Consider the following 26277-nt stretch of genomic DNA (forward strand, 5'->3'; position numbering starts at 1 on the left):
CGTCGGCAGTCATGTCGCGGGCCTCCCCTGCAACCGATCTCGTATCCGGTCGTACCCGAGCAGTTCCTCCTGGCGCAGTTCGTGCAGCAACGTGCTGGCACGCTCGTCCCCTTCGCACGACCTGTCGAGCGAGTCGTGGTCCCCGCACGGCTGCTCGACCATGCGGTGGTCGTGTGCGATCAGGTCCTGCTGCTGCATCAGGTCCCTTCCCCTCGTGCCCCGGTGGCGTCGCGCAGCGAGCGCATCGTGCCGTGCAGCCGCGCCAGGACCTCCGGCGGCATGCCGTCCACACGGTCGAGGATCTCGGCGGCACGAGGATCAGTGGCCCGCGCTTCGCGCTTCTCCGCATCGGTCAGCGCGAGTGTCAGCAGGGACAACATCTCGTCGATCTCGGTCGCGTCGTGCAGATCACCCGGGCTTTCCGGGGCGACCTCGGGTTGATCGGGCAGCAGAATGGGCGAGGACAGCACCAGGTCGGCGTCATCGCCGATGAGGACTGGGAACGCGTGGATGTTGCGACTGGCGGCCACTGCTGCCGAGAGCTCGCCGGGCGGGTCCATCATGGAGCAGAACTCCAGTCCGCGTCCGCCGATGAGCAAGTGGGTGGCCACCAGCGAACGCCGCAGCGCCGCCGGACGAGACGCGCCGGCAGCCACATCGCGATCGCGGTTCTCGACTCGCACGCGCAGGCGGTAGGCCCCGTCTCCTACCCTCTTCGCGACGGCGGACAGCGACGCGGCGATGCCCTCCGAGCGCCGCAGGATCCGCCCGCTGTCGCCGAGCGGCTCGGCCTCCATGGCATCGGGAAGTTCGATTTCGCGGGTAAGTCCACCATCGAGGAGCGCCGGCAGCTTCGCGTGCAGATCGAACTGCTGGGGCGCGGCTTCCTCCGCCGACAGGTGCCGCGTGCCGTCGACGTCCAACGAATCGACCGGGACGAATTCGCCGTCGACCGCACGTTCGGCGGCTCGCACCACGACCCGCAGGAAGCGGAGCCGGATGTCGACCTCGGCCTCTTCGCGCTCGCCTCGAACCTGGAACAGGCATTCCGTCTGCTGCTGCCACGATTCCACCGAACCCGCCACCACCGGCGGCACAGGGCCATCCGCCTCGACCCACCGCCGCGGCGCGAGGATGCCGAACTGCCATCGCACGCGGTTCTTCCCCGACGAACGCCGATACGGGTAGAGCAGGTAGCCCTCGTAGAGCACCGCGTCGGCAACCGCTTGAGCCCGCGCGAACTCCGTGCCGGGCACAACGGGCCCGGGTCGGCTGTCCTTCGGTGCGACGCTCATCAGTTTCCGCCCCCAGCTTGGCTGCTGCCGTGCAGAAGCAGGATCGTGCGCTTCCCGCTGATCAACGGTCGCCCCACGGCAGTCCTGATATTGATCCGGTTGTCACCCGCGTGCTCGCAGGCCCGATGATCGGCCCGGAGCGCAACGACGCGGAGGTGCTGCGCGATCCGTCCAAGCTACGGCGGCGGCCGCAACGCCCACAAGTCGATCTGCCCGCACTCGAACAGGCCTTGCAACCGCACGGACGACAGCGCTGCCAGGAGATGTTCCGCGCGACCGGAGTTCGGGTATCCACGAGCCGGGCCCGCCGGCGCGACGCACCGACCGTCGGCCCGAGAAGCGCTCATGTCCGAGGAACACCGTTGAGCGGCAGCGGGCAGAACGCCGAAGCGCGGCGCGGAGGTTTCTCCGCGCCGCGCTTCGTTGTCGGGTCAGGTCAGCTGCTGAAGTCCCACTTGTGGCCCCAGTAGCTGTCGGCCGTGATCTCCTCCGCCGAGTAGGCGGATTCGTCGACCAGCATGCCCGCGCAACCGACTTCGAGGTCCCAGCCACCCGGGGTCCGGACGTAGAACGACACCATCTTGTCGTTCGTGTGACGCCCCAACGTGGACGACACGTGGTAGCCGCCCTCCATGACCCGGTCCAGCGCCCGGCCGACCTCGTCGAGGGTCTCGCACTCGACCATGATGTGCACCAGGGCCGGGGACTTGAGATCCGGCGACGGCAGCAGCGCGAGGCTGTGGTGCCGCGCGTTCACACCCATGAACCGGAGGCGGACCGGGCCGTGCTCCGGGGGCGCCGGCAGCCGGAACGCCCCTCGCGGCAGGAAACCGAGCGTCTCGGCGTAGAAGCGGTACGCCTCGTCCAGGTCGCTCACCGGCACCACGACGTGCCCCAGCCCCAACGCCCCGGTGACGAAGCGGTTGCCGAACCGCGTCGCGACCGGGCTGTGGTCCAGCGCCGGGCCGTGGAAGATCTCCAGCGGGGTTCCGCCCGGTGCTTCGAAGGCGATTCCCGCCTCCACCCGGCGGGTATCGGCCTCCTCCAGGGTCAGCGGCTTCGGGGCCAGCCCGGCCGCCTCGACCGCGGCCTGGACCCGCTGGAGGCCCAGGTGGTCGCGGACCTCCCAGCCCACGGCCTCCACCCGGTCCACGTCGCCGGGCAGGACGACGATCCGGCCGATCCGCTCGTCCACGCGCAGGTACAGCGCGTCCTCTTCCGGCCCGCTGCCCTCGGCGAAACCGATGGTCTCGAAGGCGAACTTCCGCCAGGCGTCCATATCCGTGGCCCGGATCCGGACGTAGCCCAGTGAGCTGATGTCGGTCATGCCCTTCCTCTCTTCGTGCAGTAGGCGCCGGGCGTGGTCGGCGCGGCCAGGTTCAGATCAGCGCCCGCAGCGGCCCATCCGGTTCGATGCCCAACGACGTCAAGGCATTCGAGTGGTAGATCGAACCGGGGATGTGGATGGCGTGCTGCAGGCCGACGTGCGCGTCGCGCCAGAAGCGCTGCATCGCGTTGTTGCGGCGCACCGCATTCCCACCGGACCGGGCGAAGATCTCGTCGACCGCGGACACCGCGCGCCACGCGCAGCGCACCTGGTTCCGGCGCACCACCGACCGGTCCTCGAAGCTGATCGGCCGGCCCGCGTCGACCATGTCGTAGAGCCGGCTGACGCCGTCGAGCAGCTGCGTGCGCGATCCGGCGATCTCCGCGGCGGCTTCGGAGATCGCGTACATCGTGTGCGGGTCGTCGCGGACCCGGGTCCCGGCCGCCATGACCCGGTCCCGCTGGTAGTCGAGGTGGCAGGCGAGCGCGCCTTCCGCGATGCCGATGACCGCCGCCGTGATGCCCAGCGGGAACATCGTCCAGAACGGCAGCCGGTACACCGTGTCGGTCCGGCCTGCGCGCTCGGCGGCCAGCTCGCCCTGCGCGACCTCATCGGCGTCGATCGTCCGGTACGCCGGGATGAACGCGCCGTCGACGACGACGTCCTTGCTCCCCGTGCCGCACAACCCGATGACGTCCCAGGAGTCCTCGACGATCGTGTAGTCCTTCCTCGGCAGGACCACGTGCATCGTCTTCACCGGCTGCGCCGGCTTGCCGTCGGCGTCGCCGAGCAGTGCACCGAGGAAGATCCAGTCGCAGTGGTCGGTTCCGGAGGAGAACTGCCACCGGCCCCGGAGGACGTAGCCACCGTCGGTCGGGGTGGCCACCCCGCTGGGCATGTACGGGGAGGCGATCCAGGTGTCCTGGTTCTCCCCCCAGACCTCCTCCTGGAGCCGCCGGTCCATGAGCGCCATCTCCCACGGGTGGACGCCGCCCACCCCGCACACCCATCCCGTCGATCCGCACGCCTTCGCCACCGCCATCACGGCTTCCGCGAAATCGCGCGGGTGGGCTGCGTGCCCGCCGAAGTCGGTCGGCTGCAGCAGCCGCATGACCCCGGCTTCGCGCACCAGCTTGACGCTCTCATCCGCCAGCTTGCCGAGGCGCTCGGTCTCTTCCGCGGTCGCTGCGAGCCGGGCAGCGACCTCCTCCACTCTGCGAACCACATCGTGCGCCATGCAGGCACCTCCGGAAATGATCAAGACGGCCGCACCCGCCACCGATGTGCCAGGGCGTGCTAGACGCTAGGTTCGGCTTCTGGGCCGCTCCCACCGCTGCTCCCGCTGACCGAGACCGACCTGCGCGCCCGGACTCGCGCGGCTGCGCCCGCACAGCTTCCCAAGCAAACGCTTGGCCAGATATGCTCCCGGTACCGAGATGGAGCCGGCCGGTGCCGAGGCACGGCGGAAGGGTAGGAACAGGTGGCCGAGGAATCCGGGGGCGCGGCCCCGTTCACCGTCGACGGGCTCGACGAACTCCGCGCGGCCGTCGGCACGACGCTGGGCCCCACCGCGTGGCTCCCGATCGACCAGGCGCGGATCGACGGCTTCGCCGACGTCACCGGCGATCACCAGTGGATCCACGTCGACCCGGTGCGGGCGCGCGAGTCCGCGTTCGGGTCGACGATCGCGCACGGCTACCTCACGCTGTCGCTGTGCAACTACTTCCTGCCCCAGCTGCTGTCGGTGCGCGGCGTCAGCATGGGGGTCAACTACGGCGCCGACCGCGTCCGCTTCCCGGCGCCGGTGCCTGCCGGATCCCGCATCCGCGGCCGTGGCGAGGTCCTCGCCTGCGTCGACGTGCCCGGCGGGGTCCAGGCGACGATCCGGATCACCGCGGAGGTCGAGGGTCAGGCCAAGCCGGCGTGCGTCGTCGAGGCGCTTAACCGCTGGCTGGCCTGACCCGGAAACCCCTGCCCCGCAACGGACCAGGACGCCGTCACGAGGCGGACTGCACGTCCTCGGGGCTCCAGAACGCCCGCATGCTCGTGATCCGCCCGGCCTCGTCGAAGGTCATGACGTCGATCGGCTCGACCTCGACCGCCCCGTCCGGCGTCTCGGTGCGCACGCGGAAGTGGAACGCGGCGCTGTCGCCGGCCACCCGCACCGCGATCAGCTCGCTCTCCCGGCGCAGGTTCTCGATGGCCGAGTAGAACTCGGCGATCGCGCCCCGGCCGCGCAGCGGCTCACTTCCCACCGGATCTTCGAGCGTGGCGTCCTCCGCGTACAGCGCCGCGATCTCCGCCGCTCCCCCGGTCCCGATGGCCTTCACATAGCTCGCGACGACGTCGCGGATGACGGACGGCTCCGGCATGTCCGATGTCCTCTCCTCGTGGTCGGCCCGCGCAGGCGGGCTGGTGGCGATGATCCGGATCGGCCGACTCCGCGCACCGGCTGCGAGGAGTCGGCCGTCCCGGGATCACGGCTGCGAAACGCGGATTCGCCCCTCGCGCACCGCAGTTTCGATGCTGTCGCGCAACTTCAGGCACGTCAGCACCGTTGCGCGGTCGGCGGTCGGACTCTGCGCGAGCTCGACGCACTGCTCGGTGTCGCTCGTCCACTGCACGAGAGTGTGGGCCAGGCTGTTCTTCTTGACCAGCACGCACGTGCCGCAGCTGCGGCAGGACACGGGCTGGAGCGGAATCTCCTCGTCGGTCATGGATCGCGCCGATCAGGCGGTGGGGGCGCTGTCGTCGACGATGATCCGGCCGTTGGCCAGGTTGTCATCGACCTCGGCCTGCCAGAACTGGATCGCCCGCTCGGTGTCGATCTCGAACTCGAACCGCTGGGTCATCTCCGGCTGGACGTCCTCGACATCGACGTAGAACTGCTCGTACCAGCGCCGGAGCTGGTAGACCGGGCCGTCCTCCTCGCACAGCAGCGGGTTGTCGATCTTCGCCTTGTTCTGCCAGATCTCGACGTCCTGCAGGAAGCCCTTCTCCACTCCCGCGGCGAACGCCTGGGCCATCTGCTCGGCCTCCTCGTCGGACATGCCGTCCGGCTTCTTGACCATCGCGCCCCACTGCAGCACGAAACTCGTGGGCGACACCGGGTAGTGGCAGTTGATCAGCACGGTCTCGATCGTCTGGTCCCCCACGTCGCTCCACAGGTAGTCGATCATGTAGGAGGGTCCGTAGTAGGAGGCGCTCGAACGCAGGCTGCTGTCGTCGGAGTAGTTCGTGCCGATCTTCACGTCCGGCCGGGCCTTGCTGTTCATCGTCTGGGTCGCGACGTGGCCCTCGAACACGTTCTTGAAGTACGTCGGGAACGAGTAGTGGATGTAGAAGAAGTGCGCCATGTCCACGACGTTGTCGACGATCTCCCGGCAGTTCGATCCGTCGATCCGCAGCGAGTTCCACGTCCACGACGTCCACTCGTCCGAATCCGTGCCGGGGATCTCCGGGATCGTCACGTCCGGCGGAGGCTGCTTCCCCTGCGGGTCGTTCCACACGAACAGCTGCCCGTTGCGCTCCAGCACGGTCCATGACTTCGTGCGGGCCCGCGGCGGCACCCGCCGCGCGTACGGGATGCTCGCGCAGCGCCCGCTGCCCGACCAGCGCCAGTCGTGGAACGGGCAGGCGACCTCGTCGCCCTTCACCTCGCCCTGGCTCAGGTCGCCGCCCATGTGCGGGCAGTACGAGTTGAGCACGTTCAACTTCCCGCTGCTGTCGGCGAACACGACCAGCTTGGTGCCGAACGCCTCGATCGCGTGCGGTTTTCCGTCCCGGTAGTGGTCGGCAAGGCCGAGGCAGTGCCAGCCGCGTGCGTAGCGAACCGGCGGAGCCGCCGCCTCGATCACCCGCACCTCGTTCTCGCCCGCCGCCTGCAGTGACGTCATGAGGACTCCTTTGCCTCCGTCTTGCCAAAGCTCATCAATGGTGGGAAGTCCGGGCGGGACGAAAACAGTCGACCTCCCGCTCACCGAGACCGATCTCGGCCGGCGCGGGCCCGCCCGCAGGTTCCGGTGGTCGTCCCGGACCGCAACCGAAGATGACCCGGCACTCGGCCGGTCATCGCAGCGCCAGTCCTCGTCCGACGGGCCACCGCGCTGCTAACGTAGCAAGCGCTTGGTCGTTACACCGCGTGCCGGGCCGCTAGGCCAGCGTGCCGCCGAGGACGGAACCGTTCAGGAGGAAACCCATGAGGCTGTCCGGGAAAGTCGCTTTCATCACCGGCGCCGCGCAGAGCCAGGGCCGCAGCCATGCCGTGCGGCTGGCCGAGGAGGGCGCGGACATCATCGCCGTGGACATCTGCCGGCAACTCGACATCGTCAAGTACCCGATGGGCACCGAAGAGGGGCTGGCCGAGACCGTCCGCCTGGTCGAGAAGCACGGCAGGCGCATCCACGCAGCCGTCGCGGACGTGCGGGACGCGGCTGAACTCGCGGCCGTCCTCGACGCGGGTGTTGCCGAGCTGGGCGGCCTCGACATCGTGGCGGCCAACGCGTCGATCTGCACCACGCAGCCGTCCGAGGACCTGACCCCCGAGATCTGGCAGACCACGCTGGACATCAACCTCACCGGGGTGTGGAACACCTGCGCGGCCGCCATCCCGCACCTGCTCGCCTCGGGCGGCGGCAGCATCGTGATCACCGGGTCCACCGCGTCCCTCAAGGGACTTCCCTTCTTCCTGCCCTACGTGGCGGCGAAGCACGCGGTGGTCGGCATCGCGCGATCGCTCGCGCTGGAGTTCGCCGACCGGGGCATCAGGGTGAACACGATCCACCCCACCGGCGTCGACACGCCGCAGGGGCACTCGCCGGTCCTGCCGACGCTCCTGGAGAAGCGGCCGGATCTCGGTCCGCTGTTCATGAACACCCTTCCGGTGGAGCGCGTCCAGTCGATCGACATCAGCAACGCGCTGGTGTACCTGGCCTCCGACGAAGCCCGGTACGTGACCGGCGCGAACTTCCCGGTGGACGCGGGCAACACGATCCGCTGAGCGGCCACGCCGCGATCGGGAGGACTGCGTTCGATGGACGCCGGGATCGCCACGATCCCGGCGTCCTCACCGGCTCCCGGGAGCCGGACGATGCTGCGACCGCCTGGGTGCGCAGCCGAAGAGAAGCGGTCACGGCCCGAAAAGCGTGCAGGCCGCCCGCTGTCCCAGCCTGATCAGGAGGGACGACGGGCGGCCACGACTCAGCCCTTTCGGCGTCAGTCGGCGAGTGAGCCGAGGCGGTCGCTCGCCGTGACGCCGCCGTCGACGAACATCGTGCCGCCGGTGACGAAACTGGCTTCGTCGCTGAGCAGGAAGCGGACGACGGACGCGACCTCTTCCGGTTGCCCGACGCGGCCGAGCATCGCATCGCCGCGCATCCGGGCCGTGCGCCGGGTGTCGGCGAGGCTGCGCTCCAGCATCGGCGTTTCGATGTACCCGGGGCAGACCGCGTTGACCCGGACCCCGGCCGGGCCGAACTGCGCGGCCAGCGACCGGGTCAGCCCGAGGACTCCCGCTTTGGAAGCGCTGTACGACGGGATGTTCGCCTGCCCGAGGGTCGCGTTGATGGACGAGATCGCGACGATGGCCGAGCCCGGCTGCGCCTCGAGGTCCTCGGCGAGCGCCGCGGCCGCGTAGGCGTACGCCGTGAGGTTGACGTCGAGGACGCGTTGCCACGCCTCGCGCGACAACTTCGTCACCGGCGTCGAGTCGACAACACCCGCGGCATGAACGAAACCGCCGATCCTGCCGACGGCCCGTCGGGCTTCGCCGAGAGCGTCGTCGTACCGGGCCACGTCGGCGACATCGATCCCGGACACGGCGACCGGCGTCCCGTGGTCGTGCTCGATCTGCTTCGCGACGGCGGTCGCTCCCTGCTCGTCGCGATCCCACAGCACCACCGGTCGACCGGCGGCCGCCAGGGTGCGGGCGCAGGCCGCGCCGATCCCGGATGCCGCGCCGGTGACCAGCACCGGCGACTTCGGAGATGTCATGGCACTCATCGCGTTTCCTCCAACGTCGCACCGGAATCCGATCGGCCCGCGACGGCCGGGCCGTCGTCGGTGAGGTCGCGGCCCCTGGTCTCGGCGATGAGCCAGATCGACACGATCGTGATCGCCGCCGACAGGGCCGCGATGGCGGTCAGCGGCAGGCTCGAACCCCCGGTGGCGGCGACGAGGCTGGTGGCGATCAGCGGGGTGAAGCCGGCGCCGAGCAGGCTGGCGAGCTGGTAGCCGAGCGACACACCCGTGTACCGGACGCGGGTGCCGAACATCTCCGAGAGCATCGGCGCCAGCGGCGAGTACATCAGGTTCTGCAACACCTGGGCGATCATCAGCCCGGCCGTCATGACCACCACGGACCCGCTGTCGACCATGGCGTAGAGCGGAAACGCGAAGAGCACCGTGCCGACCGCGCCCACCATGACCACGCGGCGCCGCCCGAACCGGTCGGACAAGGCGGAGAACAAGGGGATGCAGACGATCGAGACGGACACCGTGAACAGCAGCGCCCGCATGACATCGGACATCTGGTACCCGAGCCCCGTGGCGTAGGCGATGATGTGCGAGCTGGTCAGGGCCGTGAGCGCGAAGGGCCCGATACCGGCGGCGCACGCCAGGACGAGCGCGCGCGGCTGCCTCAGCAGCTGCAGCGCGGGCACCTTGGGCTGCGCCTGGGATTCCGCGGCGGCAGCGGCCTCGCGGAACACCGGGCTTTCGACGACGCTCAGCCGGACGTAGAGCCCGATCATCAACAGCACCGCGCTCAGCAGGAAGGGCACCCGCCAGCCCCAGGAGAGGAATGCCTCGCTCGGCAGGAGGGTCACCAGCGTGACCGCGGCGGTGGAGAGCAGGAAGCCGAACGGCGAGCCGAGCTGCATGATCCCGACCCACGCCCCTCGGCGCCGGGAGTCGGCGTGCTCGATGACCATCAGCGCCGCCCCGCCGTACTCCCCGCCGACCGCCACGCCCTGCACGATGCGCAGCAGGACGAGCAACACCGGGGCGGCGAAGCCGATCTTGTCGTAGGTGGGCAGGACGCCGATGAGGAAGCTGGCGCCGCCCATCAGCATCATGGTCACCACGAGCATCGACTTGCGCCCGAGCCGGTCGCCGAAATGCCCGAACAGGAGCCCGCCCAGGGGACGTGCCACGTAGCCGGCCGCCAGCGTCCCGAAGGCGGCGACGGTCGAGACGCCCGGGGTGAGCGCCGGGAAGTAGAGCTTCCCGAACACCAAGGCCGCCATCGTGCTGTAGAGCAGGAAGTCGTAGTACTCGATGACGGTCCCCAGCAGGCTGGAAAGCGCCACCTTGCGCAATTGTGCTGACCCGGCGGAAGACGGGCCGGTACCCGTCGGGGTTGGTTCCTGCGAGTTCATCGGGGGCCTCCAGCCGATACCCGACCAATGGGGAATTTCCTATGTGGACCGTTCACCGGTCGCACCGCACGGCGATCGAGGAGGAACGCCGCGCGTCGTGCGGCAGAGCGCCCGCTACAGCCGGCCGCGGAGGTACCCGAAGAACCCGGGCGTCTTGGTGACGCGGAGGCGGGTGAGCTTGCGGTAGCTGATCCGCCACCGCCCCTCCACCTTCCGGTATTCCTCGTGGTAGTGGCCGTAGCCGTGCATGTGCTCGGTGACATCACCGCGCTGCCACCAGAGCTCGTCCTCCATCGCCCAGATCCCGCGCGCCGTGGTCGGGGAGGTGAGCTCGATCTCCGGCATGTGCCCGTGGTGCACCGTGGTGACCTTCGTGTCGCCGTCGAGGAGCCCGGAGATCGCCTTGGTCAGCGCCTCGGCGCCGACCACCTTGTTCCCCTGACCGTCCGCCTGCGGCCGGTTCGCGTCCGGAACGTCGGCGTAGGACTCGCTGACCACGTCGTCGGTGTGGCACTCCGCGTAGCGGTCCCACTGCTTGGTGTCCATCACGCGAAGGCGCCTGGCGAACAGGGCCTGGATCTCCGAGATCGCCAGCAGCTCCTCGGCCGCCGACGGCGTCGCATCCACGGGAACGCTCGACATGCCTTTCCTCCTGCGTCGTCCTTGACGTTGACCGGCAGTCGCGGTGGCGACGACCTCCGCCCGAATGCACCGGGCGGCGCGCGGACCCGGCGGGCGTTCAGCGTTCAGCCCGCTTCGTTTTTCCGCGAATTGCCCAAGCGCTTGCTTGATGGCGGGAAGGTTAACCACGCGCCGGGGAAGCGTCAAGGAGAAGGCCGCGTTTCCGTCGAGCGAGGTCGCGGCGGGCGCCGCGAGCAGGGGCCGGAACCGGTTCTCCGGAAACCGGCCCGCAGCTCGCGGCGATCATCGAATTCGGCAACCTTCGAGCGGGGTGCTCCCCCGGCGCTCCATGCGCCAGGGCGGCCCCGTTCGCACAACGCGGCAGTCAGCACGACCCGCCGGTCATCGTGCGAGCATGTCCAGCGCGGCGAGGTGGCTGAACACCATGCACGATCCGATCGGATTGCCCCCACCCGGATACGCGGTCCCGCTGACCGCCGCCATCGAGTTGCCCGCGGCGTAGAGGCCCGGGATCGCGCTTCCCGACGTGTCGAGCACCCGGGCCCGCGCGTCGGTGCGCAGGCCGCCCTTGGTGCCGAGGTCGGAGATCCCGAACGCCGCGGCGTGGAACGGTCCCTTCTCGATGGGGACCAGCGGCGAGCCGTCCCCGGCGAACGCCCGGTCGTACGGCTCGGCACCGCGGTGGAAGTCGTCATCGGTTCCGGCGGCCGCGAACGCGTTGAACCGCGCCACCGTCCGCACCAGGTTCTCGGCCGGGACACCGATCTGCTCGGCGAGCTCGCCCAGGGTGTCGGCGCTGAACCACAGGCCGGCGTCGACGTAGTCCTCGGTCTCCCCCATCGGAACGCTGGTCGAGCGCACCGGCGGCCGCGCACCCTCGCGGTCGTCGTAGATCATCCAGAACGGCAGCGTCACGCTGCCGTCGCCGATGCGGTCGATGACGACGCGGCCGATCCGGTCGTACGGCCACGACTCGTTGACGAAGCGCTCCGCGTTGTCGTCGACGAAGATCCCGCCGGTGAACCACAGCGAGAACGTCGACGTCCCGTCGGGGTGGGTGATGCCGGGCGACCACCACGCCTCCGACATCAGGTCGGTGTCCGCGCCGGCGTCGATGCCGGCCTGGATCGCCTTGCCCAGGTTGCCCGACGGCCCCATGGCATCGCGCGCCGCCCCCGGGACCCGGTGCTCGGTCCGCATCGACTGGTTCCGCTCGAATCCGCCGGAGGCGATCAGCACGCCCCTGCGGGCGCGGATCCGGCGCCGCCGACCGCCCTCGTCGACCACGGCACCGACCACGGCGTCCCCCTCGCGCACCAGCTCGTCGCAGACGGCGCCGCGGCGCATCCGAACCGCGTCCTGCTTGGACAGCGCGAGGAGCAGCCTGCCGATCAACGCCTGCCCGCCGATGAGCAGGTCGGCCGGCGGATTGCCCGCCCGGTCGACGTCCAGCGGCGGCCGGAGGGAGTCCCGCAACGCGCCGAGCCGCGCGGGCTCCAGCGGCGTCGGCATGATGTGCCGGCCGGTCGCACTCGCCTTCGGGGCGGACCCGAAGTAGTCCGGCCACGGGTAGACCAGGAACTCGAAGTCGTCGTCGGCTTCCAGGTAGTCGACCAGCCGTCCGCCGTTGTCCAGGAACGCGTCCTGCAGCTCCCGGGGCGTGCGATCCCCCACCACGGCGCGGAAGTAGGTCTTGGCGTCCGCCAGGGTGTCCTGGTCACCGGCCCGCCGGAGCACCGCGTTGCCCGGGAACCACAGGCCGCCGCCGGAATACGCCGTGGTGCCGCCGAACTTGTCGGTCGCCTCGGCCACGATCACCGAGAGCCCTTCCCGGGCCGCGGTGTAGGCACCGGTCAGCGCTCCGCCACCGGATCCGATCACCAGCACGTCGCACTCGTCGTCCCAGCGGTTCGCAGTCTCGTCCGTCGCCATGGGATGACGATGCTCCCGGGCGGCTCCGCCGTGCCGATTCGATCCCACTGACCAAGACGGACATTTCCCGCTCAGCCAGCTGAGCAAGCGCTCGGGCGGGAGCGTCCGGAGCCCGCCGCGGGCCCGGTGCGGTGCGGATTCCCGATGAGCGGGAGGCCTGCGGGCATTCGGCGGGCAAGGCTGGAAGCCTGGTGCTTTCGGGTGGCGCAGGAACCGGCGATCCCGCCCAATTCGGGCCATTCCGCCGCTGAGCTTTCTTCATCTGGTCGGCCCGCAGCCGCGGGCCGCAAAGCCGCACGTCGATGGAGGTGTCGCATGCGCCGCAGGCGCATAACCCACCTACGCAGCTTGCACCGCCGCGGGTTCTCAGCGCTCGCCTGGCGAGGACGGCCCAGCCGCCGTGTATTGGCATACATAAGGTTGGGCACCCGGAGTCCAGGCGGGCGCTGAGGTTCCGCCACCCGCACCGCCACGCAAAACGAGGTTGGAAAAACCTCATTGAGAGGGAATCCGATGGGACGACTCGATGGCAAGGTGGCCATCATCACCGGCGCCGCGCAGGGCTTGGGAGCCGCCACCGCGCGGCTGTTCGCCGCCGAAGGTGCGGCCGTGGTGCTCGGTGACGTGCTCGTCGACGCGGGGAAGCAGGTCGCGGACGAGATCGGTTCGCGCGCGATGTTCCACCAGATCGACGTCCGGGACGAGGCGGACTGGCGCGCGTTGGTCGCCGCGTCCGCCGACCGGTTCGGCGGCATCGACATCCTCGTCAACAACGCGGGAATCCTGCATTGGGCGGAGATCGAAGAACTGTCGGTCGTGGACGCCCAGCAGGTGCTCGACATCAACGTGCTCGGCGTCCTGCTCGGCGTCAAGGCCGTGGTTCCGGCGATGAAGGCGGCGGGACGGGGCGTGATCGTCAACACCTCGTCGGTGGACGGGCTCCGCGGCGTCAACGGCCTGGCCGCGTATTCGGCCAGCAAGTGGGCGGTGCGCGGGTTGTCCCGGTCGCTGGCGTACGAGCTGGGACCGTCCGGAATCCGCGTGTGCACCATCCATCCCGGCGGGATGAACACCGCGATGGGAAATCTCGCCGGCGAGTCCGGCGATGCGCTGCAACAGCACTACGTCGACGTGCCGTTGCAGCGCATCGGCGAGCCGGACGAGATCGCCCAGGTGACGCTGTTCGCGGCCAGCGACGCGGCGAGCTACCTGTCCGGTGCGGAGATCGCGGTCGACGGCGGCTGGTCGGCCGGAACGTACTACCCGACGCTGCCCGGCGCGCCGGACGGAGTGCTGCACCGGTCGACGGCGCAGACCCGCCCGCCCGGGCGGCAGGTGACGTGCCGCCCCGGCAGAACCCGCTCCTAGGACTCGTCGATATCGATCGCTTCCCTTGCACGTCCGGAAGTGAGACCTGGTCCGGGGCGGCAAGAACCGCGCCGCCCCGGACCCGAGGCTGACGTCAGCTGGGAGAAGAAGCCGGGGCCTCTTTGCCTGCAGCGTGGCGCGCCACCACGGTGCCGTAGACGAGCCCCTGACCGATGGTCGCCCCGGCTCCCGGATACGTGGTGCCGAACGCGTTCGCCGCGGTGTTGCCGATCGCGTAGAGCCCGTCGATCGGGGAACGGTCCGACCGCAGCACCCGCCCGTGCCCGTCCGCTCGCAGCCCTCCGCAGGTGCCGAGGTCGCCGAGGACGATCCGCACCGCGTACAGCTGTCCCTGCAGGGGGCGCAGGTTCGGGTTCGGCGCGACGGTCGGATCGCCGTAGTAGCGGTCGTAGGCGCTGGCGCCGCGGCCGAAGTCCTCGTCGACGCCGGCGGCCGCGAGTTCGTTGAACCGGCGCAGGGACGCGACGAGGCCCTCGACCGGCAGCCCGGTCCGGCGGGCCAGATCGGCGGGGTCGTCCGCCCGGTGCGCGATGCCGGCGGCGTACCAGCTCTCCGGCAGCGGCATCCGCGGGAACAGCCCGGCCGCGTACACGTAGCTGTTGCGGTAGCGCTGGTCGAACACCATCCACATGGATCCGACGGCGTCGCCGGCCCGCTCCCGCTCCAGGACCCGCTGGCCGAAGCTCATGTAGTCGGTCGCCTCGTTGACGAACCGGCGGCCGTGCCGATCGACGATGAGCGACCCCGGCAGCGACCGCTCGGCGAGCAGGACCAGGGGCGCCGCCCCGGGCAGCGGCGCGACGGCCGGGAACCACCACGCCTGGTCCATCAGGCCGACGTCGGCTCCCGCCTCCCGCCCGATCCGGATGGCGTCTCCGGTGTTCCCCTCGTTCCCCAGGCTCCAGCCGGCTTCGAGCGCCTCCGACTGGAACTCGTGGCGCAGCGCGATGTTGTGGTCGAAACCGCCGGCCGCGAGCACGACACCGCGCCGTGCCCGCACCGTCACTTCGCGCCCGTCCTGCTCCAGCACCACGCCGGTCACCCGGTCGCCCTCCGTGGTCAACCGCTGCACCGAGGTCCGGGTCCACACCCGAATCCCGGCTCGCAGGACACCTGCGTACAAGCCGGCCGCGAGCGCCTGACCGCCCGCGACGTACTCCCGGCCGAGCAGCTTTCCGCCGATGCCCTGGGAAACCCGCCGCACCACGCGCGGAACCGCGCGTCGCGGAACCCGGGTCATGAGGTTCATCCACTTGTAGTCGAAACCGGTGATCGGCATGGGCACCGGGGACTTCAGGCCCGTGGGGCGCAGCCTGGCCCGCTCGGCGCCCAGGACCGCGAGGTCGAACGGCTTGCACTCGCAGCTGCGGCCGGCCGCGGTGCCACCGGGCAGTTCCGGGTGGTAGTCGGAGTAGCCCTTGCTCCACATGAAGCGCATCGGCGTGGTCCGCTGCAGCATCCGGACGGTCTCGTCGCCGTGGCGCAGGAAGCTCTCCCACCGCTGGTCCGGCGAGCTGCCGTCGACGACGGAGCGCAGGTAGAGCTCGGCACGCTCGGGCGAGTCGACCGCCCCCTCCGCCGCCAGCAGGGAGCTCGCCGGGATCCAGAACGCACCGCCGGACAGGGCCGTCGACCCGCCGACGTAGTCCGTCTTCTCGACGATGAGCACGTCGAGCCCCAGTTCTCGCGCCGCGAGCGCCGCGGCCATCCCGGTGCCGGAGCCGGCCACGACGAGGTCAACGATCGTGTCGTGAGCGGGCGCGGGAGCGGGCGGTGTGCTCGTGGGCATCGGAGTCTCCTCGTTCTGGTGCGGTACTGCGATGCCGCAGCCCACCACCGCTGCGCACCGGCGGTGAAGAGCAGCTCCCGCTCAACGGGATGCGCTCGATCCACCGATCAATCGCGCCGGCCGAACCGGCTCCGGTGGGGCTCAGGGGCGCAACGGTGCGTGAGCCGGCCGGCACGCGCCGCCATGGCCGCGTGCACGGTCTCGGGGTGGGTGACGATGTAGAACTCGCCTTGCGCCGCCTGCTCCATGATCGTCGCCGCCGCTTCGTCGGCGCCGATGGCCTCCTCGAGCATGGCCATCATGGCCTGCCGGTGTTCCTCCGCGGCCGCGATGTCACCGGATTCGACGCCGCCCGCGGCGCTGAAGATGTTGGACGCCACCGGCCCCGGCAGCACGGCCGCGACGGAGACGTCGGCGCCGACCTGGGCGATCTCCTGGTGCAGGCACTCGACCATGCCCAGCACGGCGTGCTTGCTCATGATGTACGGGGCTTGCAGGGGCAACGTCGTGACGGCACCGACCGACGCGATCGTGAGCACGTGGCTGCGCCGCTCGTCTTCGATCATGGCGGGCAGGAATGCCCGGATCCCGTGGAAGACCCCGCTGATGTTGATGTCCACGACCCGCCGCCAGCTCTCCGGCGGGACGTCCCACAGGTAGCCGACCTGCTCGACCCCGGCGTTGTTGATCAGCAGCCGGACCGGGCCGAACTCGTCGCGCACCTGGCGGGCGAGCCGCATCATCGCGTCGGGATCCCGGACGTCGACGACGTGCGCGACCACGCGGCCACCACTGCCGTGCTCCTCGTCGGCGATGCCGCGCACGGCCGGCTCGTCGACGTCCGCCGCGATCACCGTCATGCCGAGGTTCCCGGCGAGGTGCCGGGCCAATCCGGCGCCGAGCCCGGAACCGGCACCGGTCACCACGGCGAGACCCCCGCCGAACACCTCCTGCTGAGTGGGCACGGAATTCCCTCCTACGGCATCGTTCGGGTCGCGTCCCCGGAAGTCCACGGCACCACCGGATGCGGTCGCCGCTGGAACAGCACCGGCCGCGACTCCGTCCACGATGGACGCGGGCCGCCGCGGCCGCGATCGCGGTCGGCGACAGGACATCCGATTCCTCCGCAGAACTTCGACACCGGCCCCTCGCGACGGTAGACAACCGGGCGGTTCCACACCAGTATGTGGTCCTGTTGAGCGGGACATCCCAATCAAGCGCTTGGTGGGACCCCTGCGCTCCGCCCGCCGCGACCGAGGAGTTCGCGGCGATCCCGGGCGGTCGCCACGGCCACCGGCGCCGAGCGGTGCCGACGGGGTCGCGGCCGATGTCCGGCGATCCGCGCGTCCCCGCCGCCCATCACGACAACCGGAGGTTTCCCATGGTCACACGTGTTACCTACGCGCGGAGCGTGCACGACGAGGCGGAGATCAACGCCGTGCTGGAGGTGCTGCACGGCGGCCCGCTCGCACTGAAGATCGGCAAGAACGTCGCCGAGATGGAGCGCCGGGTCGCCGAGCTGTACGGCAAGCGGCTCGGGCTGATGTGCAACTCGGGCTCCTCGGCGATCTACCTCGCCGTCGAGCTCCTCGGCCTGCCCGCGGGAGCGGAGGTGATCACCTCGCCGCTCACCTTCTCCACCGACGTCTCCCCTCTCGTGCGCGCCGGCCTCGTGCCGGTCTTCGTCGACGTCGAACCGGACACCTACAACGTCGACGTGAGCAAGATCGAGGAGATGATCAGCGAGAAGACCAGGGCGCTGCTGATCCCGAACCTCGCGGGCAACGCCCCGGACTGGGACGCCATCCGCGAGATCGCCGACCGGCACGACCTCAAGGTGATCGAGGATTCCTGCGACGCCATCGGCACCACGCTGCGGGGCACGCCCACCGGCCTGCGCAGCGACATCACGGTCACCAGCTTCGCGATGGCGCACATCATCACCTGCGCCGGCAACGGCGGGATGGTCACGCTCGACGACGAACGGCTGCGCGACCGGGGACTCATGCTGCGGCGCTGGGGCCGTCGTTCCGAGCCGCACCTGTTCGGTTCGGCGGGCAGCGGGCGGGTGTTCCGCGAAGACCTCGACGGCGTCGCCTACGACAACGACTTCATCTTCGACGTCCTGCCGTGGAACTTCGAGCCCTCCGAGCTGGGCGCGGCCTTCGGCCTGCAGCAGCTGGCGAAGCTGGACCGCAACTTCGCCCGCCGCGCCGAGATCTTCGAGGCCTTCAGCGCCGCCTTCGGCAGCTACCCGACCCTGTTCTCCCTCCCCCGCCAGCTGGCGGACTTCCACACCGCGTGGCTGTGCTACCCGGTCCTCGTCAAGCCCGACGCCGGGTTCACCCGCAGCGACCTGCAGGAGTCCCTGGAGGCCGCGGGCATCGACACCCGAACGGTCTGGAGCGGCAACGTCACCCGGCACCCGATGATGCGGGGAGTCGAGTTCCGGCAGCCGCGCGACGGGTTGCCGGTCGCCGACGAGGTCTTCGAGCGGGGCATGTCCCTGGGCATGAGCCACGGCACGACCCAGGAGGAGCTGGACCACGTCGTCGCCAGCATCCACGCCTTCGCATCGCGGCACGCGCCGGCCGAGACCCGAGCCGCGCGCTGACAGCGGGCGGCCATCCCGCCCGGACAACGGGATCATTCGGGCGGGATGGCCGCCGCAGTCATCGTTCAGGCACTTTTCGCCGGCCCGAGTCGCTGCTAGCTTGTTTTAGAATCAATTCCATTTTGCCGGTCGCGGGAGGTGTGGCATGACCTCAACGTTGAGGATGAATGCCGAGTCGGCAGTCGAGGAGCCGGTACCGCCGTCCATGGTGGAGCGGATGACGCTGATCCTGGACCTGTTCGAGCACCCGCACACCCGTCGGAACCTGGAGGAGGTGACCCGGCGGACCCGTCTGCCCCGCTCGACGGCCCACCGCATCCTCGACCAGCTGGTCCGGTTGCGCTGGCTCGACCACACGACGTCCGGATACCGGCTCGGCAAACGAGCGCTCGGGCTCGGTGGCCGCGAGATCGGGCAGAACGCCCTGCGCAGCGCGGCGGCACCGGTTCTCCACGACCTGGCGATCCGCACCAAGCTGGTCGTGCACTTGGCGGTCCTCTCCGGCACCGAGGTGTACTACCTCGACAAGGTGGGCGGGCGGTCCGCGGTCGACGTGCCCTCGCGCGTCGGCGGCCGGGCCCCGGCGCACTGCACGGCGCTGGGCAAGGCGATGCTCGCCTGGCTGCCCCCGGAACGGATCGACGCCGAGTACGCCGACGCGGTCCGCCGGACCCCGCGCAGCATCGGCGATCTGGGCATCCTGCACCAGGAACTGGATCGCATCCGGCGCCGGCGCGGGCTGGCCTTCGAACGCGGCGAGTGCTTCGCCCACGTCAGCTGCGTCGGCATCGCGCTGCGCGGCCAGGAAGGTCCCGCGGCGGCGATCTCCGTGGTGGGCGACGTGCAAACGCCCATGGAACGGGTCGCGCCCCTCCTCATGCAGGCTGCGCACGCCGTGTCGAACGAGTTCTTCGCAGGCCCCGTCCTGCCGCGGTCGGACCTGGCGGCTCCCCAGCAGACGTGGTCGAGCGAGGCGATGACCCGCTTCCTCACCGTCGGCGACGGCGGCGACTGGCTCTAGAACCTGTTTCCGAACTTGCTCTGCGTGGCGGTGCGGGTAGCGGGTTCTCAGGCGCCTTCTCGCTGTGGGATCCCCGACTCATGAATGCCAATTCACCACGTCGGGGCTGTCCTCGCGAGAAGACACCTGAGAACCCGCGGCGGTGCAAGCTGCGAGGGTGGGCTAAGCGGCTGCGCCGCTTCAAAGACAAAACCCCGCGGTACCACACCTCACACCACAACACTCAAAACAGCCTCTAGCCACCAGATCCGACGTCCGGCGCGCGAACACGCGCCTCTATCCTGAGAAACCGGAGCATCCGGACGTGCGGCCAGAACAGGGGGAACAGTGGCCAGAATCGCCGATGTGCGGCCTCCCGCATCGCCGGTGTCGAAAGGCCAGGTCGCGCGCCGCGATCGCATCCTCGACGCCGCCGCGGAACTCGGTGCCACGGCCGACTTCGACCGCGTGCAGATGCACGAGGTCGCCAAGGACGCCGGTGTCGCGATCGGGACGGTCTACCGCTACTTCCCGTCCAAGACGCACCTGTTCACCGCGGTGTTCGAGGCGCAGCTCGGCAAGTTCGTCGAACAGCTGTGGCCGATCGGCGGCGAAGACGTCGTGACCGACATCGGCGAGGTCCTGGTGGCGCTCAGCCGCGAGCTGCTCCGCCGGCCCCTGCTGTGCGCGGCGATGGTCCAGAGCACCGCCGCCAGCTACACCACGGACCCGAGCGGGTATCCGGACAACGACTCGGCGCTCTCCCACGCCATCCTCCGCACCCTCGGGAAGTCCTCCCCCAGCGAGGAAGACCGGAGCACCGTCCGCCTGCTCGTGTTCAGCTGGTGGGGAGTGCTCATCTCCAGCCTCAGCCGCAAGACGACGATCAAGCAGGCCGAGGCCGACATGCGGCGGGCGGCCCGGCTGCTCCTCGCGCGATACCTGGCGTAGCCGGTCCCGGCGGAACATCTGCGGCTGGAACCGCAACGGGTTTCCGCAACGAGGAAGCCCGTGCGCCGTCATGCTCCTTTCGCGGAGAACGTCGTGGTGACCTCGCCGAGCGGCTCGATGACGGCGCGGAACCGCATGCCCGGTGCGACCGGGACCAGCGGGCCCAGCGCTCCCGAGAGCACGATCTGCCCGGCACGCAGCGGATCGCCGAAGGACAACGCCGTCCGCGCCAGCCAGGCGAGCGCGGCGAGCGGATCACCGAGGCACGCGGCCCCGTCACCCTCCGAGACCAGCTCGTCGTCGGCGTACAGCCGCATGGCCGCCTCCCTCGGCTCGAACTCGTCGAGCGCGAGCCGGTGGTCGGCCAGCACGAACAGCCCGCTGGAGGCGTTGTCCGCGATCGTGTCGGTGATCGCGATGTCCCAGCCGGCGATCCGACTGTCGACGATCTCCAGCGCTGGCACGGCGTAGTCGACCGCGGCGCGGACCTGCGCCTCGTCGAGCTCGCCGTCGGCCAGGTCCGCCTTCAGCACGAAGGCGATCTCCGCCTCGACCCTCGGCTGCAGCAGCCGGTGGAACGGGATCACGGCCCGGCCCGAGACGTCCATGTCGGCGAAGAGCACTCCGAAGTCGGGCTGTTCGACGCCCATCTGCCGCTGGACGGCGGGCGAGGTCAGCCCGATCTTCCTGCCCACCGCCACCGCTCCCCTGGCTTCACGCCGCCGCGCGAGCTCCTGCTGCACCGCGTAGGCGAGAGCGATGTCCGTGTCGCCGAGAACGTCCCGAACCGGCTCGGCGGGGATTCCCGTCCGTTCGGCCCTGCTGAGGCGGTCGACCGCATCGGCGATCGAAAGATCGTTGGAATTCCCGGAATTGGCCATCGATGCAAGCACACCGCTACGTTTGCGCGATTCGCCGCGCAGGCCCAGCGCCGGTCCCGCTGTCCGGGATCCCGTTCACAGACGTGCGGCCAGCTGCCGACGCAGTGCCGGGCCGGACCCGGCGAGCAGTTGATTCGCCTTGCCCCGCTTGAAGTACAGGTGCAGATCGTGCTCGAAGGTGAACCCGACGCCGCCGTGCAGTTGCAGGCAGTCCGCGGCCACCCGCATCAGGGTGTCCGCGCCGACCACCTTCGCCACCGCGGCGACGGTCGCCAGGTCGTCGCCCAGCTCGTCGGTCGCCTCGCCGGTGGCGGCGAACCGCACCGCGTACTGCGCGGTGGCGACGGCGCCGTGGACCGCGACCGCGAGATCGGCACACCGGTGCTTGAGAGCCTGGAACGAGCCGATCGCCCGCCCGAACTGCTCCCGCACCTTGAGGTAGCCCACGGTCTCGTCGAGGCACGCCTGCGCCGCGGCGGCGGACTCGGCGGCCAACGCTATCCGGGCGAGAGCGACCAGCCGGCGTGCCAGGGCTCCGCCATCGCCCTCGGGCGACAGGCGATCCGCGCGAGCACCGGCGAATTCGACGTCCGCGAGCCGGCGCGTGTGGTCCAACGCCCGGCGCGGCGTGCGAGTCACGCCCGGCTGCTCCGGGGACACGAGATGGACAGCGGCGTCGTCCCCTTCGCCGCTGATCACCAGCAACACGTCCGCCGCCGCCCCGTGCGGGACCGCACCGACCACGCCCGACAGCTGTCCGCCGGCCGCCACGACCGGCCCGCGACCGGGGGTCTCGGTGAGGCCGGCCACGGCGATCGCGACCGGCTCCTCGGCGAGTCTCTCGAGCAAGGCCACGCCGGGCTCACCGAGCGATCCCGCATCGGCCGACTCGCCCAGCAGTGTCCCGGCGATCAGCGTGTCCGGCACCGGTGAGGGCACGACGGCGCGCCCGAATTCCTCGATCACCACAGCGGCCTCGGCGAACCCGAGCCCCAGCCCGCCGAACCGCTCCGGCACTGGGAGCCCGCCGAGCCCCAGGTCCGCTACGCCGCGCCTGAAGAGCGCCCGGTCGTAGCCATCGTCGCCGTCCATCGCCGCCCGCCGGTCCGACTCGGCGCGGAGGAAGTCGGCGACCGCCTTCCGCATCTCGTCGCGCAGGTCTTCGTTCTCGCTCACCGGGTACTCCGTTTCATCCGCGAGGCAGCCCGAGAACGCGCTCGGCGATGATGTTGCGCTGGATCTCGTTCGAGCCGCCGTAGATCGTGTCCGACCGGCTGAACAGGAATGACGTCTGCTCGGGCGAGAGGTCGTAGGGCTCGTCGACGGTGAGCGCCGCCGACCCGACGACATCGACGGCCAGCTCCCCGAGGTCCCGGTGCCACGTTGCCCACTGCAGCTTGGACAGCGACGCCTCGAACCCGGACACCGAACTGCCGGCCGACCGCAACGTCGACACCGCGGTGTAGCGCATCACCCGCAGGTCGATCCACGACTGCACGATGCGCTGGCGCAGCTCCGGATCGGCCAGCGCGCCGCCCGCCCTGGCGAGCTCGACGACGTGGTCGAGCTCGCGCTGGAAGCCGATCTGCTGGCCGAGCGTGGCGACACCGCGCTCGAAGCCGAGCGTGCCCATCGCGACCCGCCAGCCGTCGCCCTCGTCGCCGACCCGGTTGGCCACCGGCGTCCGGGCATCGTCGAAGAACACCTCGTTGAACTCGCTGGTGCCGGTGATCTGCTGGATCGGCCGGACCTCGACGCCGGGCTGGTCCATCGGGACCAGCAGGTAGGACAGGCCCGCGTGCCGGCTCGACCCCGGGTCGGTGCGCGCGAGCACGAAGCACCAGTCGGCGACGTGCGCGAGCGAGGTCCACACCTTCTGCCCGTTCAGGACGTACTCGTCCCCCTCGCGCACCGCGCGCGTGCGGACGCCTGCGAGGTCGGATCCCGCGCCCGGCTCGGAGTAGCCCTGGCACCAGAGCGCCTCCCCCGACAGGATTCCGGGCAGGAAGCGGCGCTTCTGCTCGTCGGAGCCGAACGCGAGGATCGTCGGGCCGACGAGCTGCTCGCTCATGTGCAGCAAGCGCCCCGGCCCGCCTGCCCTCGCGTACTCCTCGTGGAAGATCACCTGCTGCGCCAGGGAGGCACCGCGGCCGCCGTGCTCGACGGGCCAGCCGAGGCCGATCCAGCCGCCCGAACCGAGCCGGCGTTCCCACGCCAGCCTGCGGTCGAGCGCCTCGTCCTCCCGGCCCGAACCGCCGAGGCCGACGACGTCGGCGAACTCGCCGGTCAGCTCTTCGGCCAGCCAACCGCGCACCTCGGCGCGGAATTCCTCATCACCGGTGGTCATCGTCAGGCCCCGTACACGGGTGTCGGCGGTTCGGCCTTCGCGACCAGGTCGGCGATGACCGCCGTCAGCTCCCGCGGCTCCCACCGGCCGTCCTTCACCGCGGGCGGGCCGTGCCGCCACCCGTCGGCGAGGGAGACCTCGCCGCCTTCGATCTCGAAGACGCGGCCGGTCGTGGTGGCCTCGTCGCTGCCCAACCACACCACGAGGCTGGAAACGTTCGCCGGATCCATCGCGTCGAAGCCGTCGGCGGGCTTGGCCATCTTCTCCGCGAAGACCGCCTCCGTCATCGGGGTCCGCGCCGACGGGGCGATGGCGTTGACGACCACGCCGTAGCGGGCGAACTCGACCGCGGCGACCTGGGTCAGCGCGGCGATGCCTGCCTTGCTCGCGCCGTAGTTCCCCTGGCCGACGCTGCCCATCAGCCCGGCCCCGGACGACGTGTTGACCACCCGGGCGGCGATCCGGTTGCCCGCCTTGGCCTGGTCCCGCCACCACGCGACCGCGTGGCGCAGCGGGGCGAAATGCCCCTTGAGGTTGACGGTCATGACCTGGTCCCACTCGGACTCGCTCATGTTGACCAGCATCCGGTCCCGGTTGATGCCCGCGTTGTTGACGAGGGTGTCGAGCCTGCCGAACGTGCTCACGGCGAGGTCGATCACGCCCTCGGCGGCCGCCCAGTCGGCGATGTCGGCCACGACCGCGACCGCCTCGCCTCCCGCGGCCCGCACCTCCGCGGCGACGTCCTCGACGGACGGGGACATGTCGTTGAGGACGACCTTGGCGCCGTGGCGCGCGAATTCGAGGGCGTGCGCCCGGCCGAGGCCCTGCCCGGCACCGGTGATGATGGCGACCCGTCCCGCGCAGATGCCGGCCGTCGGCCCGTCGTGCTCCGTCATGCGCCCAGATAACCACACGATCCCGATAACAAGCAAGCGCTTGGTTATCGCACACTCCCGGCGCAGCCCCGGCCCGCCACGGCCCACGCAACCGCCCGCCACCGCCCCACGCAACACGATGCCGCGCGACCGGGGTAGATACCCAACGGGATCGATCCGGGCCGCATCGACGGCGGGCTACCGCTTCGACCAGGAGTCCACGTTCGAACCACCAACCGCGGCACCCCCACCGGGGTGGTCCGCAATTTCAATGGAAATCAGAGCTCTGATTTCCATTGAAATTGCGGAAGTTGTCCACAGGAACCCGAAGTTGCCCACATCCTTCGGCGTGTCAGGGGTGCGACACACCGATGGTCCACAATTTCCATTGAAATTGCGGAGGACAGGCCATCGGTCGCCGAACCAGCGAGCACGGGTAGCCCAAGGCCGCGGGCCGCCGAGAGCGGGGCCCGCGGCTCAGGCGATCCCCACCGGAGACATGCGCCGATGCGGAGAACGAGCCCTCTAACAGGCTCTACAGGCGTTCGATGATCGTGACGTTGGCTTGGCCGCCGCCCTCGCACATCGTCTGCAACGCGAACCGCCCGCCGCGGCGCTCCAGCTCGTGCAGCATGGTCGTCATCAACCGGGCGCCCGTCGCCCCGATCGGATGGCCGAGCGCGATCCCACCGCCGTTGACGTTCGTCCTGGCCAGGTCCGCGCCGGTCTCCTTCGCCCACGCCAGCACGACGGACGCGAACGCCTCGTTGACCTCGAACAGGTCGAAGTCGTCGATCGCCATCCCGGTCCGCTCCAGCGCGTGCCTGGTCGCCGGGATGGGGCCGGTCAGCATCCAGACCGGGTCGGCGCCGCGCACCGAGATGTGGTGGATGCGCGCACGCGGGGTCAGGCCGTGCTCTTCGACCGCGCGCGGCGAGGCGATCAGGACCGCGGCCGAGGCGTCGCTGATCTGCGACGCGACGGCCGCCGTGATCCGCTCACCGCCCGCGACGGGCTGCAGGCCCGCCATCTTCTCCAGGCTGGTGTCGCGCCGGGGCCCCTCGTCGGTGTCGAAGTCGTTGACCGGTGCGATCTCCGCGGCGAACCGGCCCCCGTCGATCGCGGCGATGGCCCGCTGGTGGCTCTCGTAGGCGTAGGCCTCCATGTCGGCCCGCGAGATCTTCCAGTGCTCGGCGATCATCTCGGCCGAGCGGAACTGCGACACCTCCTGGTCGCCGTAGCGCTTGAGCCAGCCGGGCGACTCGGCGAAGGGCGTGCTGAAGCCGTACTGCTGGCCGACGATCATCGCGGCCGAGATCGGGATGGCGGACATGTTCTGCACCCCACCCGCCACGATGAGGTCGGCGGTGCCGGAGAGCACGCCCTGCGCCGCGAAGTGGACGGCCTGCTGACTCGACCCGCACTGCCGGTCGACGGTCACGCCCGGCACGTGGTCGGGCAGGCCGGCCACCAGCCACGCGGTCCGCGCGACGTCCCCGGCTTGGGAACCGATCGTGTCGCAGCAACCGAAGATGACGTCGTCGACCGCGCCGGGATCCACCCCGGTGCGATCCACGAGCGCGCGGATGGCGTGCGCGCCGAGGTCCGCCGAGTGCATCCCGGCGAGCGCGCCCCCGCGCCGCCCGACGGGAGTGCGGACGGCGTCGACGATGTAGGCCTCGGTCACGGAGTTCTCCTCTATTTCGGTGCGTCTCGGCGCCTGCGGATGCGCAATTTCCATTGAAATCGAAGGTTCGATTTCAATGAGCCTTTTTCATCCTGATCTTTGCGGGTCAGGGCTGGTGGGGTGTGTCGTTGCGGGTGAAATGGTGAAGCTCCTGGTAGATGGATCGTCGACC

Annotated in this window: 24 protein-coding genes; 6 read left to right on the plus strand and 18 right to left on the minus strand. The window is 70.3% G+C overall.

What is annotated here, in order from left to right; all coding sequences use genetic code 11:
• Positions 1 to 9 precede the first annotated feature (9 nt).
• The 4 genes from AB0H93_RS18670 to AB0H93_RS18685 form a co-directional block, all read right to left on the minus strand.
• Positions 10 to 198 carry a hypothetical protein gene (locus AB0H93_RS18670; RefSeq protein WP_358573924.1) on the minus strand — a complete coding sequence of 63 codons (189 nt, stop codon included), beginning with the start codon at positions 196 to 198 and terminating at the stop codon, positions 10 to 12.
• Positions 198 to 1295: a hypothetical protein gene (locus AB0H93_RS18675; RefSeq protein ID WP_358573927.1), complete on the minus strand. Its 1098-nt coding sequence runs from the start codon at positions 1293 to 1295 to the stop codon at positions 198 to 200. The genes AB0H93_RS18670 and AB0H93_RS18675 overlap by 1 nt, the downstream gene beginning before the upstream one ends.
• Before the next feature lie 436 nt (positions 1296 to 1731).
• Positions 1732 to 2622 carry a VOC family protein gene (locus tag AB0H93_RS18680; protein ID WP_358573930.1) on the minus strand — a complete coding sequence of 297 codons (891 nt, stop codon included), beginning with the start codon at positions 2620 to 2622 and terminating at the stop codon, positions 1732 to 1734.
• 52 nt (positions 2623 to 2674) lie between these two features.
• A complete protein-coding gene (locus tag AB0H93_RS18685; RefSeq protein ID WP_132487860.1) occupies positions 2675 to 3859 on the minus strand; it encodes a hydroxylase in 1185 nt (394 codons plus the stop codon).
• 243 nt (positions 3860 to 4102) lie between these two features.
• On the opposite strand from AB0H93_RS18685, the gene AB0H93_RS18690 reads away from it, so the two are divergent.
• Positions 4103 to 4582 (plus strand): MaoC family dehydratase, encoded by a 480-nt coding sequence (locus AB0H93_RS18690; protein WP_358573934.1) that lies wholly within the window; start codon positions 4103 to 4105, stop codon positions 4580 to 4582.
• Between the two features lie 37 nt (positions 4583 to 4619).
• On the opposite strand, the gene AB0H93_RS18695 is transcribed toward AB0H93_RS18690, so the two are convergent.
• The 3 genes from AB0H93_RS18695 to AB0H93_RS18705 all read right to left on the minus strand — a co-directional run bounded on the left by AB0H93_RS18695 (position 4620) and on the right by AB0H93_RS18705 (position 6518).
• Positions 4620 to 4994: an SgcJ/EcaC family oxidoreductase gene (locus tag AB0H93_RS18695; RefSeq protein WP_358573937.1), complete on the minus strand. Its 375-nt coding sequence runs from the start codon at positions 4992 to 4994 to the stop codon at positions 4620 to 4622.
• Between the two features lie 105 nt (positions 4995 to 5099).
• Positions 5100 to 5339 (minus strand): hypothetical protein, encoded by a 240-nt coding sequence (locus AB0H93_RS18700; RefSeq protein WP_358573939.1) that lies wholly within the window; start codon positions 5337 to 5339, stop codon positions 5100 to 5102.
• A gap of 12 nt (positions 5340 to 5351) precedes the next feature.
• Complete coding sequence (locus tag AB0H93_RS18705; RefSeq protein WP_358573941.1) at positions 5352 to 6518, minus strand: Rieske 2Fe-2S domain-containing protein; 1167 nt, start codon at positions 6516 to 6518, stop codon at positions 5352 to 5354.
• A 302-nt stretch (positions 6519 to 6820) separates the two neighbouring features.
• On the opposite strand from AB0H93_RS18705, the gene AB0H93_RS18710 reads away from it, so the two are divergent.
• A complete protein-coding gene (locus AB0H93_RS18710) occupies positions 6821 to 7621 on the plus strand; it encodes a mycofactocin-coupled SDR family oxidoreductase (RefSeq protein ID WP_358573944.1) in 801 nt (266 codons plus the stop codon).
• 215 nt (positions 7622 to 7836) lie between these two features.
• Here the strand turns inward: AB0H93_RS18710 and AB0H93_RS18715 are convergent, their stop codons facing one another.
• The 4 genes from AB0H93_RS18715 to AB0H93_RS18730 form a co-directional block, all read right to left on the minus strand.
• Positions 7837 to 8613, minus strand: a complete 777-nt coding sequence (locus AB0H93_RS18715; protein ID WP_358573946.1) for an SDR family oxidoreductase — start codon at positions 8611 to 8613, stop codon at positions 7837 to 7839.
• A gap of 5 nt (positions 8614 to 8618) precedes the next feature.
• Positions 8619 to 9929, minus strand: a complete 1311-nt coding sequence (locus AB0H93_RS18720; protein WP_358573948.1) for an MFS transporter — start codon at positions 9927 to 9929, stop codon at positions 8619 to 8621.
• Positions 9930 to 10112: 183 nt separating this feature from the next.
• The gene (locus tag AB0H93_RS18725; protein WP_358573950.1) at positions 10113 to 10640 is read right to left on the minus strand and encodes a nuclear transport factor 2 family protein; all 528 of its coding nucleotides are present in this window, start codon (positions 10638 to 10640) and stop codon (positions 10113 to 10115) included.
• Positions 10641 to 11021: 381 nt separating this feature from the next.
• A complete protein-coding gene (locus tag AB0H93_RS18730; protein ID WP_358573952.1) occupies positions 11022 to 12572 on the minus strand; it encodes an FAD-binding protein in 1551 nt (516 codons plus the stop codon).
• Between the two features lie 513 nt (positions 12573 to 13085).
• On the opposite strand from AB0H93_RS18730, the gene AB0H93_RS18735 reads away from it, so the two are divergent.
• Positions 13086 to 13940 (plus strand): glucose 1-dehydrogenase, encoded by an 855-nt coding sequence (locus tag AB0H93_RS18735; RefSeq protein ID WP_358573955.1) that lies wholly within the window; start codon positions 13086 to 13088, stop codon positions 13938 to 13940.
• Between the two features lie 94 nt (positions 13941 to 14034).
• On the opposite strand, the gene AB0H93_RS18740 is transcribed toward AB0H93_RS18735, so the two are convergent.
• Together AB0H93_RS18740 and AB0H93_RS18745 are read right to left on the minus strand one after the other, a co-directional pair.
• Positions 14035 to 15750 carry a 3-ketosteroid-delta-1-dehydrogenase gene (locus tag AB0H93_RS18740; protein ID WP_358573958.1) on the minus strand — a complete coding sequence of 572 codons (1716 nt, stop codon included), beginning with the start codon at positions 15748 to 15750 and terminating at the stop codon, positions 14035 to 14037.
• A gap of 107 nt (positions 15751 to 15857) precedes the next feature.
• Complete coding sequence (locus AB0H93_RS18745) at positions 15858 to 16715, minus strand: SDR family NAD(P)-dependent oxidoreductase (protein WP_358573961.1); 858 nt, start codon at positions 16713 to 16715, stop codon at positions 15858 to 15860.
• Between the two features lie 416 nt (positions 16716 to 17131).
• Here AB0H93_RS18745 and AB0H93_RS18750 point away from each other — a divergent pair, with 416 nt between their 5' ends.
• The 3 genes from AB0H93_RS18750 to AB0H93_RS18760 all read left to right on the plus strand — a co-directional run bounded on the left by AB0H93_RS18750 (position 17132) and on the right by AB0H93_RS18760 (position 20315).
• Positions 17132 to 18364: a DegT/DnrJ/EryC1/StrS family aminotransferase gene (locus tag AB0H93_RS18750; RefSeq protein ID WP_358573964.1), complete on the plus strand. Its 1233-nt coding sequence runs from the start codon at positions 17132 to 17134 to the stop codon at positions 18362 to 18364.
• Positions 18365 to 18509: 145 nt separating this feature from the next.
• Positions 18510 to 19385 carry an IclR family transcriptional regulator gene (locus AB0H93_RS18755; RefSeq protein WP_358573967.1) on the plus strand — a complete coding sequence of 292 codons (876 nt, stop codon included), beginning with the start codon at positions 18510 to 18512 and terminating at the stop codon, positions 19383 to 19385.
• A gap of 345 nt (positions 19386 to 19730) precedes the next feature.
• Positions 19731 to 20315, plus strand: a complete 585-nt coding sequence (locus AB0H93_RS18760; protein WP_358573970.1) for a TetR/AcrR family transcriptional regulator — start codon at positions 19731 to 19733, stop codon at positions 20313 to 20315.
• Positions 20316 to 20383: 68 nt separating this feature from the next.
• Here AB0H93_RS18760 and AB0H93_RS18765 read toward each other — a convergent pair whose 3' ends face one another.
• The 5 genes from AB0H93_RS18765 to AB0H93_RS18785 form a co-directional block, all read right to left on the minus strand.
• On the minus strand, positions 20384 to 21196 hold the full coding sequence (locus AB0H93_RS18765; protein ID WP_358573973.1) for a fumarylacetoacetate hydrolase family protein: 813 nt from the start codon (positions 21194 to 21196) through the stop codon (positions 20384 to 20386).
• Between the two features lie 75 nt (positions 21197 to 21271).
• Entirely contained in the window at positions 21272 to 22372 is a 1101-nt protein-coding gene (locus AB0H93_RS18770) for an acyl-CoA dehydrogenase family protein (RefSeq protein ID WP_358573976.1), read from the minus strand.
• Positions 22373 to 22385: 13 nt separating this feature from the next.
• Positions 22386 to 23543, minus strand: coding sequence for an acyl-CoA dehydrogenase family protein (locus AB0H93_RS18775; protein ID WP_358573979.1), 1158 nt, complete (start codon positions 23541 to 23543; stop codon positions 22386 to 22388).
• Between the two features lie 2 nt (positions 23544 to 23545).
• Positions 23546 to 24439 carry an SDR family oxidoreductase gene (locus tag AB0H93_RS18780; RefSeq protein ID WP_132487892.1) on the minus strand — a complete coding sequence of 298 codons (894 nt, stop codon included), beginning with the start codon at positions 24437 to 24439 and terminating at the stop codon, positions 23546 to 23548.
• Between the two features lie 514 nt (positions 24440 to 24953).
• Positions 24954 to 26105, minus strand: a complete 1152-nt coding sequence (locus AB0H93_RS18785) for an acetyl-CoA C-acetyltransferase (RefSeq protein WP_358573982.1) — start codon at positions 26103 to 26105, stop codon at positions 24954 to 24956.
• Positions 26106 to 26277: the final 172 nt, after the last annotated feature.

It is taken from the genome of Saccharopolyspora sp. NPDC050642 (assembly GCF_040654735.1).
Lineage (GTDB): Bacteria > Actinomycetota > Actinomycetes > Mycobacteriales > Pseudonocardiaceae > Saccharopolyspora > Saccharopolyspora elongata.